This is a genomic window from Legionella sp. PATHC039 (assembly GCF_026191275.1).
GTDB classification, from domain to species: Bacteria; Pseudomonadota; Gammaproteobacteria; order Legionellales; family Legionellaceae; genus Legionella; species Legionella pneumophila.
Map to the genome: position 1 here is coordinate 919638 of NZ_JAPHOP010000001.1, position 12588 is coordinate 932225.

The window sequence follows — 12588 nt, forward strand, 5'->3', positions numbered from 1 at the left end:
AGGCTTATGTGTGGCATTGTAGGAATTTACAGTCATGAACCCGTTGCTGCTGAGCTTTATGATAGCTTGATTCATTTACAGCACCGGGGGCAAGATGCCTCAGGTATTTTAACCGGAGCTGATCGTTTTTACTTCAAACATGGACTTGGACTGGTCAGAGAGTCCATTTTCTCTGAAGATATTCTTAAACTGAAGGGGAATATTGGCATTGCTCATGTGCGTTATCCCACGGCCGGAGGTTATAGTGAAGCGGATGTTCAGCCTCTTTGGATAGGGAGCCCTCGCGGGATAGCTCTGGCTCATAATGGAAATTTAGTGAATTATGGAGAGTTGGTTGATGATTTATGCGGAAAACAGCATAGGCATTTAAACTCTACTCTTGATTCTGAGGCACTTTTATTACTTTTGGCAGACTATTTAGCCAAGGGATCTTATTCCGATCATGATGAAGAGCAATTCTTTCAATTACTATGTATGGCAGTTAATGAAATACATCAACGAGTTCAAGGTTCCTATTCTGTTGTGAGTTTAGTAATTGGCAAAGGTTTGGTTGCATTTAGGGACCCGCATGGTATCCGTCCTTTAGTTTGGGGTGAGCGAGTTCATGAAGATGGTAGTAAGGATTATATTTTTGCTTCAGAAACCACGCCTTTTTATGCTTTAGGTTTTGAGCCCAAGGGTGATTTGCTGCCCGGTGAAGTTGCTTACGTGAATCAGCAAGGACAATTGTACAGAAAAGTGCTTTCATCAAAAAAATTTACCCCTTGTATATTTGAATACGTTTACTTCGCCAGACCAGATGCCACATTAGACGATGTGAGCGTTTATCGAGCCAGATTACGTATGGGGCAAAATTTAGCCAAAAGCTGGAAAAAAAGATTTCCCGATACACTACCTGATGTGGTGATTCCAGCCCCTTCAACAGCAAATACTGCCGCATTAGCTTTTGCAAATGAGTTGGGAATACGTTATTCCGAAGGTTTATATAAAAATCCTTTTATTGGACGTACTTTTATTATGCCTAATCAGGAGTCGCGATCAAGACAGGTTCGTTATAAATTAACTCCTCAGAAAACGGAAATTAATAAAAAAAAGGTATTAATCGTTGATGATAGTATCGTAAGGGGAACTACCTCACGCGAAATAGTCAGAATGATACGAGAATATGGAGCATCAGAAATATATTTTGTATCAACCTGTCCACCGATTAAAAACCCTTGTTTCTACGGGATTGATATCCCATCGCGTAAAAAATTGATAGCAGCCCATAAAACGGAAGAGGAAATCCGTCAATTTCTAGGGGTGGATAAATTATTATACCAAACTCAGGAAAACCTTATAGAGGCTGTGTCTCGCAGGGGGCAATATGACATGAGCAAGCCTTGTATGGCTTGTATGGATGGCAAATACATTTGTGGACAGATTACTGAAGAAAAAATTAAATTGTTGGAGAAAAAAAGATTAACCGAGAATGACCAAGAAACAGAGATAGGAGAGATGTCTTGATCAATATCCTTATTGTTGGTTCAGGTGCGCGTGAGCATGCAATAGCTACAGCATTGAGTAAATCAGAGAATAAACCAAAGATTTATTGCTTTGGAACAACTCGTAATCCTGGTATCCAAAGACTCACCTCAGATTATTGGGTAGGTGATATTACAGACCCTGAGCAAGTTAACCAGCAAGCAAAAGAGTGGGAAATTAATTTGGCTATTATTGGTCCAGAAGCTCCTTTGGAGCATGCTGTAGCTGATGCTTTATGGGATTGTGGAATCCCTGTTATAGGGCCCAGGAAAAATTTGGCCAAAATTGAAACCAGTAAAGCATTCGCCAGAGAGTTGATGGAAAAATACGGTATTCCAGGTTTGCCTAAATATAAAGTATTTACAAGTATAGAAGGAATAAGAGAGTTTTTATCAGAGTTAGGTGAAAATAATTACGTTGTTAAGGCCAATGGATTAATGGCGGGCAAGGGTGTAAGAGTAGGAGGGGAACATCTGTTGTCATTTGAAGAGGCTTTACACTATTGTAAAGAGATTTTTGATCATAATCAGTCTTTAGTTATTGAAGAAAAATTAATAGGTCAAGAGTTTTCATTTATGTGCTTTTCTGATGGCATCTCATTAATTCCAATGCCTATTGTGCAAGATCATAAACGAGCTTATGAGAATGATGAGGGTCCTAATACAGGTGGTATGGGGAGTTATTCAGCGGCAGATCACAGTTTGCCATTTTTATCTCCAGAGGATGTTCGTACTGCTTTTGAAATTAATCAATCAGTAATCAATGCGCTTATGGCGGAAATGTCTGATAAATATATAGGGATACTTTATGGTGGATTTATGGCTACCGCACACGGGGTGTACGTGATTGAGTTTAATGCTCGCTTTGGAGATCCTGAGGCTCTTAATGTGCTTAGCTTGTTGGAGTCTGATTTTGTCAGATTATGTATTGCGATGGCTAACGGCAATTTACAAAAAGAATCTATTCGCTTTTTGAACCAAGCCACAGTTTGTAAATACGCTGTCCCTGATGGTTATCCCGATAATCCATTGCGCCATGTTGAAATTGATATTTCTGCTGTCGAACCTAAAGATACTCTATATTTGGCTGCAGTGAATTTTAAGGATGGCAAACTCTATGCCACAGGTTCGAGGACAGCCGCTTATGTCGGTATAGCGAATACTATCAGTGAGGCAGAAGAAATTGCTGAACAACAGATAAAAAATATAAAAGGCCCTTTATTTCACAGAAAAGATATTGGCACATCGCCTTTAATTAATACACGCGTTGAAGTAATGCGTAGGTTGCGTGCCTTATGATTCGTTTAGGAATATTAGGATCTACGCGTGGAACCAATATGTTGGCTCTTGTTGATGCAATCAATGAGGGAACTCTTAAGGCAAAGATAGAGCTTGTTATTAGTAATAAACCTGATGCCATTATTCTGGAAAGAGCCAAATCGTTGGGTTTGAATGCACAGTTTGTCAATCCTGAGGGATTAAACAGAATTGATTTTGATAAAAAAGTAAGTGACATACTGATCAACCATCAGATTGATTTGATTGTTTTGATTGGGTACATGAGAATTTTGTCGGCGGATTTCGTAAATAAATGGAATAATCAGGTAATTAATGTACATCCCTCTTTATTGCCAGCATTTGCAGGGAAAATGGATATAGATGTACATCAAGCCGTTCTTGATTCCGGCCTAAAGGAAACAGGTTGTACTATCCATTTTGTCACTGAAGAGGTGGATGCTGGTCCTGTTATTTTGCAAAAAAAATGCCTTGTCTTAGAAGGAGATACTGCTCAAACGTTAAAAGCAAGGGTGCAGCAGTTGGAAGGAATGGCTTTGGTAGCTGCAATTAACCTGATTGCATCGAAAGGTCTTTAATACTAGATTGTATTTCCACTCAGAGCAGTATGGTCTTCATTTCCATGAGAATAGTTTTTTTCTTTTTCAATTGTAAAAAAAGTGTTTAACGAAGTTTCTTTAAACTCAAATAAATGGATTCCATTCAGTTTAATACTGGTGTCTGTATGGACTCGATTATTTAAAGCGGATTTTAAAACATGTGAATATAATTTTTCACGTAAGCTATCGCAAACACTCGGTTTATTTTTAGAAAAATATTGATTACAATAGCTTTTGGCAATTAATTGAAAATCTTCTTTAGTTAATGTTTGTCGTTTTTCCTGTTCAAGGTTAACAACAACAATATCAATTGGAGCACTTAATTCATTACCATTTTTTCTTACTATAATAATGAGATGCGGTTTTCCAGTGAGTCGAACCAACTCACTGGAGAATCCGGGTAGTGATGCAGGTAGTGTTTTTAATAATGTATTTAATTGTTTGATAAATAGAAAATTATTCTGTAATCCAAGCCATCCATTTTCGTGGGTTCTTGGATTCTCTAAAAAATCTTGAGATGTGAAACCTATATTTAAACTTTCACTGGCAAGTAGCCTGGAAAATTTTTCTTGTACATGATCTATGCCGGCATTTATTTGGTGTTTAATATTATCAATATGAGATACTAAAAGACGTTTTTGCATTTCAGGAAAACTTGATAAACTTCGGTAAAGTTCCTGCATCCACTTATTTTCCGAGTTTTCTATGAAGAAATTCTCTTCTGCCATTTTTTCTAAAATTTTGTGAGCAATAACTGGTTTTTCACTAAAAATACGATGTTCACGTTGTGGGTAATAAGATTTATCAACAGCACCTTTTCTCTGAAATACTGTTTTTGCAGTGATATCGCATGTTTCATCACCAGATAATAAAAACCATCCGCCACTGGCTGTAAGAGCGGATAAAGCCAGTTTTTCTAATACCAGAGTTTTAAATTCTTGTGCTGTTTCATCTTTATTATCTTCCAACTCCTTTTTGATTTGATCAACATAAGAGTAAAGTAAGGTTGTTTTCAAAGGCTCCTTGAGTTCATGTGGTTTTTCTTGCTCGGCGTTAAACTTAAAGTACAAGTCTTGATAGGAAGACATTAAGTCATTATAAAAAGTGTCAGATTTCAGTCTTTTTTTGGCCATTTGAAATAAAATAGTCATCGCCAATGAACGATAGTCGTGATTCCCACAAAAATTAATGCAGCCCCCCTTCGTGTTTTCACGCCATGTCCCATCTTTTTGTTGGAAGACTACACTGGCCTTTAACTGCTCTTCCAATGTTATTTCATAAGGCAGATAAGCGCTGGCAAGATCAAATTCAACATTATAAGCTTCTGTAGTGATGTGAGTTGGGCCTATGCCAGGTAATTTCAAATAATTTACTTCATCTGCAAGTGGTCGTTTACTAAATAAAGCTTCATCAAGGATAACCGGCTTGGGTTTACTATATTCAGCAGCAAGAGAGTGAATATAGGCATATATTTCACTTCTTACTGCAGGATGTACATAACCTACAGCATCGACTCGAACACCATCAAAACCGTACTCGATCATGTAACGTTTGATATAAGGTTGCCAAAATTCGGTTATTATTTCTTTTCTTATGCTTTCATCATCGTAATTGAAGCCGCGAACATCTTTGAAGTCTTCATGAACTCCTTTGAACCAATGAGGCTTATCCTGACACAAGGGAGAATCAATGGCGACATGATTTAAAACCAGATCAAACATTGGGACTATTCCGAGGTTCCTTGCATTTTGAGTGAATAACTGTAAAGCTTCTGAGTTTAATCGTTGGGTTGTCTCCATGGAGTCTTCAGGGGAGCCCAAACTGAATTGAGGATTAAATAATAACGGGTGACTCATGGCATATAAGCTTCTAGTGACCTCATTTCCTGTTTTTATACCATTATTTTTATCCGTTTTAAAAAAGCCGCTAATGTCACCGGGCATTTGCATGGGATTAATCCATAAGGCATTAAACTCCATCTGCTTTAAGACAGGCAAATAATTAATCATGTCCTTAATAGAATGAAACTGAGTTGGGTACATGTCATAACATGCAATAATCCCATTTCCTTCTGTTAAAAAATGATATCCCATAGAATCGATCACCGTAGAAAATTATTAAACTACAAAACTGAGAAAAATCGAATTGTTGGTTACAACTCCACTTTTATAAGTCGAATCGCTTGCTATTATAGCGTTAAATAGACAAAGTAGGAGTTACTTCATTTTCCAATTTTTCTTCTTCTGGCATATCTTTTACTTCGACTGCGAATTCATCCAATATCCCTTTGGCTTTTTCAGATGCTTTATCATAAATTTTATTAAACAAAGTAGAGGGGATTTTGCCTTTGGCAATAGTTTCTGATATTGCTTTATCCCAAGACTCTATCTGCGTTTTATTGCCATGAATCAGGCCCTTGCCAAAGTAGGCATTATTGATAGCACTTATTGAATATTGATGCTCAGATAATTTTCTGGCAATCAAGATCGCTTCTAATGCTTCCTGGTAAGATAAAGAAGGGGCGTTCGATAAAATGGCTAAATTTAAACAAGTCTTATAAAATAATAAATATCCTGGAGTCCAATGATATTGACTGGCCTTTTGAGCATAGTTCAAGGTTAACAAAGAATAATCATTCAAACCCATTTTGTATTTTTCATAAGCCCAGGTCGATAAAGAGTTATAAGCATAAAAACAGTGTTGATGAGCGCTCTTCTTAAGAAATTCCAATTCATTATCACCAAATGGTTTACCTTCTTCTTCCCGGCATTCAGCTGCTTGTCCATAAAAATAGATCCCTTTTACTAATTGGGACACTGTGAGTGGGGGGTATTCTTCAAACGAAAAATGTTCTTCGTTAAAATTTTGCAGATGAGTCCGCCAAATATCAGCTTGCTCTGCTTCTTCACAAAAATCTGTAATTGTTTTACTTAATTCGGTGTATTTAATGAGGGTAGTGAGATCAAGATTATTTAAGAGCATTTTCGCCTTGGCAAAATTGTTTTCTTTTATCAGATTTTCGATGATGTTTATTTTCTTTAATTCGCTATATGACAACTTCAGCCAATCATTATAGGAGCTACCCATAAATCCTCCACAAAATTTTTAAGTTCAAGACATGTTAGAGGTTAAAGTCTAAGTCTTGACACCAACATTCGTTAATAATTGGTGATATAAATATGGTAATATTTTAACACAACTTGATTTATTTAAAAACTACCAATATCTATTTAGCCGCTCAATAACCTTCAAAAATGAGAAAAATTACAAGATAACTTTCCCTATTGATTATACAACGGCTATTTTTGCTTGATTTTTAAGCTCAAGAGGCATAATCCTGAGATATGTACTATATTTTATCTAAAAGATAATGATATGGGCATATTATTATGGCAGAATCAAAATTAGACATAGTCAATAAAACAGAGCGTGAAGAAAGTGTAATACTGGATGGTAATGGAATTTTACGTTGTTATAACATGTTTCCTACTCAATTTGGAAGCATAGAGGAGATGGTTGACTATCTTCCTCAATTGCAGGCCATGGGATTTAATGCTGTATGGATAAATCCTGTACAAACAGCAGGGGATGTTCAGGGTTTATTTAAGCGTGATAAGACAATTGGCGTCAGAGCTTATAATGAGGTGACAAGAAGTCTATATGCTATGACAGATTGTGATCTGATAAGTCCTTATTTTAACCCGCTCCCTCCCAATGTTGATCCTAAGTTGAAAAAGCAGCTGGATATGGAAGCAATGCAGAAGTTCACTTCAGAAGCCCGCAATAATGGTTTGGTACCGATGTTTGATTTGGTTTTAAATCACGTTGCCGCCGATTCACGGCACAGAAAAGAACATCCTGAATGGTTTCAAAATGATGTGCATCCTGATTTTAAGGATGCTATCGCGTTTAACTACAGTGACCCCCAAATCCGAGATGAAATTATTGAACAATTTTGGAAGCCTTATATTTATAAGTACATGATTGATTATGGCTTTGAGGGTGTTCGCATTGATGCTGTAGGCTATTTAAATCCAGAATTACGCAAACAAATTTATGCTTATATTTATGATCTTGCGGAGAAGTTTAATAAACCTAAACCCGTTATATTGGATGAACTTCTTTTCAGTGGGAGTCAGAAGCTTACCGATGTGGTTGATGGATTATTGCTTCCAGAAAAAGGGCCAACCCATATTACTCGAGGTACCTATTATGCGCAAAGAGATGGTTATGGTGGTTTACCCGGGTGGTGTAAGGAAGAGGAGGGAGTTAAGGCTCAAGTAGTATTCCTGGATAAACAAAAGAAATTGCATTCCCATGCCAAAGGCGGATGTATTGCTTTCTCTGGTAATCATGATCATAATTCCTTAGCCATGACAATATTGGAAGAAATGGCAGAACACCGTTTGGCAAATCATCACACTTTGCACGGTGCGCAAGAAAAATTTAAACATGATAGGAGCTATGATTATGACGAAGCTTTAGAGTCAGTCCTGCGCTATTCTTTTGTGAAAGATATTCAAAATGAGATTCTAAACGGTAATGAATCAACAATCAAAGAAGTAGAAACAAGAATGCGTGAAAAAATAGCTTTCTGTGCTTTAACATCAAGCGGCGGGTGGTATGCTCTATCAGGTGATGAAACAGGCGATTTATTGGCAAAACCTGTATTCAGAAGGGCCCATGCTCTGGAACAAACCTATTATGCACAACGCATTCATATAATCTTTGATAAAAAATATCCTGACAACAAAGCAGCTATGGAGGTATTAACCGAAATGGCTATAGAGAATATCCAAAAAGAAAAAGCTGGAAGCATCTATAACAGTTTAGAGCATGATAAACATTCGCAAGAGCGATTACTCGTTCCATATCTGGAGACTTTGCAAAATCAAATTAATTGTGGCGATACAGTTGTTTGCAACGCATTTCGAGAAAAACTTGCTCAGAAAAATATAGCGATTGGTTTTACAGACGAAAGTTATACTCCTGCTCCCAGAACACCTCAAAATGGTTGGAATGGCCAACATGATATGAGAAAATTTATGTTTGAAATCAATAGTATATTAAGTTCCTTGCCGAGTTCCAATATGGGATTTTGGAGTGAAGTTATCCCAATCCAGTCAAAATCAGGGTTGCTTGCAGTAGTACGTAAGAATGGGCTAGGCTTGAGTTCTGAAACTGATATTGCAATCGTTAATGTGGATCCAAGTCAAAAAGTTGAGTTAACCAGAGACGATATTCATCAATTAGCCTGTAATTTCCAGAAACGAGTAATTCCTGAATATACTTACTACAATGATGGTAAAGACAAACAGTATAATTGGCATACAAATAATCCTGATTTTAATATGGCTTATCATACAGTGATGTTCTGTATCGAAGCCAAAAGGATACATGTTGATGATTCGATCAAAACTAATTTCCCTGTTCATTCAGCAAATCCCTATGGTATGTTTAGCAAAAAGCAATCATCGAAAATGAATATAGCCAAGATAGCAAAAATGTCCGGGGAAGATACCACTTTAATTGAAAAAGGTACTAATGATACTGAGGGTATCATACACGATGGTGAGCAAATTCAACCCACAATAACTGTAGAAAACAAAAAATAAAGAAGTACTATAATAAAAGTTGTTTCAACTTGGCGACAGGGTATTATTTTGATAAATTGGATACCCTGCAATATAACTAATTACAAATACCGTATAACAATAGGGAATTCTGAATACTGCTCGGCCATAATAAGCGGTAAGATACAGGACTTACGAAAAACCCCAATCTCTATGTTAAAAAATGTTTTTAATTCGGTCATTTAGTTTATCTAAACTCCCTCATTAAAAGCATTTTTTGCCTTGACCTTGGAGTTTTTCGTAAGTCCTGAGATAGTAAGTTTAGGTTAATATGATTATTTTCTAAGTCATACCTATTTCATCTAACAACTACGGGCTGTAAATCTGTTGTTGTTTTTCCTCATTTGTATTGCTAGGAGGGGGAATTAGTTTGCTGATTCTCTGTTCTAATTCTGATTGGTAGGATTCACTTGAGCTTTCGGAAATAGCAAAAGCGTTAGTTAGTAGGATTCCTCTTACAGCATTAGTAAACCAATAATCCTCTTCTTTGTTTTCTGTTACACATTTATCCAAAACTGTTCTAATATTTTCAAGGCTAGTAACTTTTTTTGATTCAAATTGATCAAGTAATGAGTTGATGGCGATATTAGGTCCTGAGCCAAATTTTTTATCATAATATTCTTTATAAATGCTGGATGCTAGATCTTCTAAATAAGCTAAAAATAAACCTTGTAAATGTGCGCGCTGGTCTTCGGAAATTTTACCCCATAGAAATTTTACACCTGCTCGAGAAATAATAACATCATCAAGCTTAGCATCCTGAAATTGATTTCTAAATACAGGCTCACGGAACAGGTCCTTTTCTGCTTGATAATAAAGATTTAACATTTTTTCTCTTAAGCCTGAAAAAGGGTTATCACTAGCCATAACTAGCCTCTAATCTATAAATTGATGTATGTCTAAATTATAGATCATTATTATGAGAAACAAATTTTAAGGTCAGTTCAATTAAATTCAGCATTTTGAATGCTTACACTGATAAGAAATATAAGTCATTATGTTTTTGACTTGATATGTTTTGACTACTGATAGTCCATATGACTAATACACTAGTCTTTTCAATCAGTTCATGCTAATTATAAAGAATGTCAAGGACGACAAACATTGGTAAAATATCAACCAATATTATAAATACTCAAGGATTGCTATGAAAAAAATAGCCATTATTTTATCATTATTTCCTTTTTTGATTTGTTGCGGCTTGGCAAACGCAACTGTTTCACAAAAACGGTTTCCAGGAGAATCTTATCAGGATGCAATGAAACGTATCATAAATAGCAAACCACAAAATGAACTGAAGATGTTAATTGCCAGGGGAACTCCTTATTCAAAGAAAGTCTCTTTACAGAAAATAGATTACTCCACCGTGCCGAAGGTTAGCAGCTATGACGAGTTGACGAACATGTTTAACCTGATACGAGATACTCGTTTTTTGAATTCACCTGATAAACCTGATTTTCAAAGAAGAATCAGTTGGCTTTATCCTGATGATGGTTGCTTTGCCAGAGCAGCACTATCCAGAATTAAACTGGATACTGAGCATTTTGTTATTCCAGCAAAAATTTTTGCTTTTGGTGATTTGGAAATGCAAACACCATACTCTTCTGAGGGAACAGTAAGTTGGTGGTATCATGTGTCAGCTGTTGTCAACTACATGGGTACCATTTATGTGCTCGATCCCGCTGCCAAACCAGAAGGTCCAATGTTGATTGATGATTGGTACAACAAAATTGGGATAATCGATAAAATGGAGGCGGTAGTTTGCAATCCCTATACCTACGATCCTTTTGATCGTTGCTATGATGCAACAAATAAAACAGATAACAAAGCGTTAAATGATCAATTGAAATATTTGGATAAAGAGTGGGTTAGAATCGAATCATTAGGTTTTGATCCGTCTGTTTTATTAGGTGATAATCCTCCATGGATAGGTGACATGGGTAATTCTACTCTTTTGTCTTATAAATCATGATTTTTGTGAGTCGTTGTTACGATACCCAATAATTAATACGCTTTCGTTCAATCTGGCGAAATATCAAGTTCGATAGATAAAAGAGTATTCGTTAAACTCGGTTAACATTTGTAGGAAAATCTACAAGTTAGTATGGGATAGTAGTTCTGGAATACAAGGAGGTCACACCCATGATAAGATTTTTTATCATTTGCTTTATTTTTTTGGTTTCCCATCAGGCATACGCTAATCCCTATTGGGACCGCTATAAAGTGCCCAGAGACAGTCATTACCCAAATTTAAAGTTTCATTACATCAATCCTGATTCTTTGAAGATTGTGCAGGAAAATGTAGGGATTGATGTATTAAGAATTCAAACCGATTGGTTTGAAGAAACAGATTCTTATCAGGTTGGTACAGTAATAATAGAGTCCTCTGGAACACCGGCATTATTATCACGAAGTATTCACAAACCCAAATGGGGGAGTTATTTGGGGGTTTTAAAAAGCAGATTCGGTGGTGATACGGCATATTATGATGCGATTGGTACTGGTAAGGAATATCGCAAGCTGGCACGTGCTATTAATTTGCGTTTTCCCGTTCCTTCCCATGATATGATCTTTGAACTTTATGCAGAAAACCCGCAAACAGGTTTAATGGAAAAGGTTGTTGAGAAAAATATCATTGCTAGTGAATTAACAAGAGATAATCGTCATTTCAATGATTTGGAAGTGAGGCAACTATTATCCGCAGTGAAAACTCCCTCTTTAAGAGTGAATATATATGCTGAAGGGTATACTCAAAGTGAGAAGTTGAAATTTTGGAATCGAGCGATTAAAACTGTGCAGGCATTACAAAGTCAACAGTTTCCTGGTATCGATTATATGGATTTTTATGCAGTCTTTAATCCATCTCATAAGCGTTTGGGAGTCGCTGAAGATTTAGGTTTACCAGTACCAGAATTTGATTCTTTTCTGGGTTTATATTATCCATACTGGGATAATTTTGGACGTTGGTATCATATAGTATATCCTACACGAGAGAACAAGTTTCGTCAGGGATTGGCGTCAGCACCTTATGATTATCCAATAGTATTGGTTAATAACAGTCAGTACTGGGGTGTAGGTAATTACAAATCACACACCGCAATACCTGCTGATAATTCAACTTATTTTACCTACATTCTGATACATGAATTGGGTCATTTTTTTGGACTCAATGAAGAATATGAGGGTGGTGGACGGACTGAGTTGGAATTTGCCCCTGAGATGAAGGAACCGTGGTCACAAAACATCACTTTTCTGACTACTCCAAGCTATTCGGGATTAAAATGGAATGAATTAGTCAATCCACAAATGTCTATTCCTACTCCCTATAGTGACTGGCAGTCAACCCCTCCGCAATATGGGGCATATCGTGGCGGCTATGGAGATTCACCATCTCATCAGGGTGCAAGTCATAAGCCAGGCTTGAATTGTGTTATGGAATCTCACGCATCATTTTGCGATATTTGTCAAAAAGGAATTATGGATGTAATTCGTTTCGATTTGGGAACCTAAATTAGGGGTTTCAGGTTGGAACCCCCA

General features: G+C 36.6%; 9 protein-coding genes. 6 read left to right on the top strand and 3 right to left on the bottom strand.

The genetic code is table 11. From position 1 onward, the window contains the following. Positions 1-6: 6 nt before the first annotated feature. From purF to purN, 3 genes are read left to right on the top strand one after another with little or no spacing between them, the layout of a single operon-like run. Positions 7-1506, top strand: a complete 1500-nt coding sequence (gene purF / locus OQI99_RS04185; RefSeq protein ID WP_011213954.1) for an amidophosphoribosyltransferase — start codon at positions 7-9, stop codon at positions 1504-1506. After that, positions 1503-2822 carry a phosphoribosylamine--glycine ligase gene (gene purD / locus OQI99_RS04190; RefSeq protein ID WP_265731352.1) on the top strand — a complete coding sequence of 440 codons (1320 nt, stop codon included), beginning with the start codon at positions 1503-1505 and terminating at the stop codon, positions 2820-2822. The genes purF and purD overlap by 4 nt, the downstream gene beginning before the upstream one ends. Then, positions 2819-3397 carry a phosphoribosylglycinamide formyltransferase gene (gene purN / locus OQI99_RS04195; protein WP_265731353.1) on the top strand — a complete coding sequence of 193 codons (579 nt, stop codon included), beginning with the start codon at positions 2819-2821 and terminating at the stop codon, positions 3395-3397. Before purD ends, purN begins: the two co-directional genes overlap by 4 nt. A gap of 2 nt (positions 3398-3399) precedes the next feature. On the opposite strand, the gene OQI99_RS04200 is transcribed toward purN, so the two are convergent. Continuing rightward, entirely contained in the window at positions 3400-5511 is a 2112-nt protein-coding gene (locus OQI99_RS04200) for an alpha-amylase (RefSeq protein WP_265731354.1), read from the bottom strand. A 103-nt stretch (positions 5512-5614) separates the two neighbouring features. Beyond that, positions 5615-6505, bottom strand: coding sequence for a lpg1670 family Dot/Icm T4SS effector (locus OQI99_RS04205; protein ID WP_265731355.1), 891 nt, complete (start codon positions 6503-6505; stop codon positions 5615-5617). Positions 6506-6807: 302 nt separating this feature from the next. Between OQI99_RS04205 and OQI99_RS04210 the strand changes: the two genes are divergently transcribed. Next, positions 6808-9033, top strand: coding sequence for an alpha-amylase (locus tag OQI99_RS04210; RefSeq protein WP_265731356.1), 2226 nt, complete (start codon positions 6808-6810; stop codon positions 9031-9033). A gap of 327 nt (positions 9034-9360) precedes the next feature. On the opposite strand, the gene OQI99_RS04215 is transcribed toward OQI99_RS04210, so the two are convergent. Further along, the gene (locus OQI99_RS04215; protein ID WP_061512607.1) at positions 9361-9918 is read right to left on the bottom strand and encodes a hypothetical protein; all 558 of its coding nucleotides are present in this window, start codon (positions 9916-9918) and stop codon (positions 9361-9363) included. A 280-nt stretch (positions 9919-10198) separates the two neighbouring features. On the opposite strand from OQI99_RS04215, the gene OQI99_RS04220 reads away from it, so the two are divergent. Together OQI99_RS04220 and OQI99_RS04225 are read left to right on the top strand one after the other, a co-directional pair. Further along, positions 10199-11023, top strand: a complete 825-nt coding sequence (locus tag OQI99_RS04220; RefSeq protein WP_061512608.1) for a protein-glutamine glutaminase family protein — start codon at positions 10199-10201, stop codon at positions 11021-11023. A gap of 146 nt (positions 11024-11169) precedes the next feature. Beyond that, positions 11170-12561 (top strand): lpg1667 family Dot/Icm T4SS effector, encoded by a 1392-nt coding sequence (locus OQI99_RS04225; protein ID WP_265732349.1) that lies wholly within the window; start codon positions 11170-11172, stop codon positions 12559-12561. Positions 12562-12588: the final 27 nt, after the last annotated feature.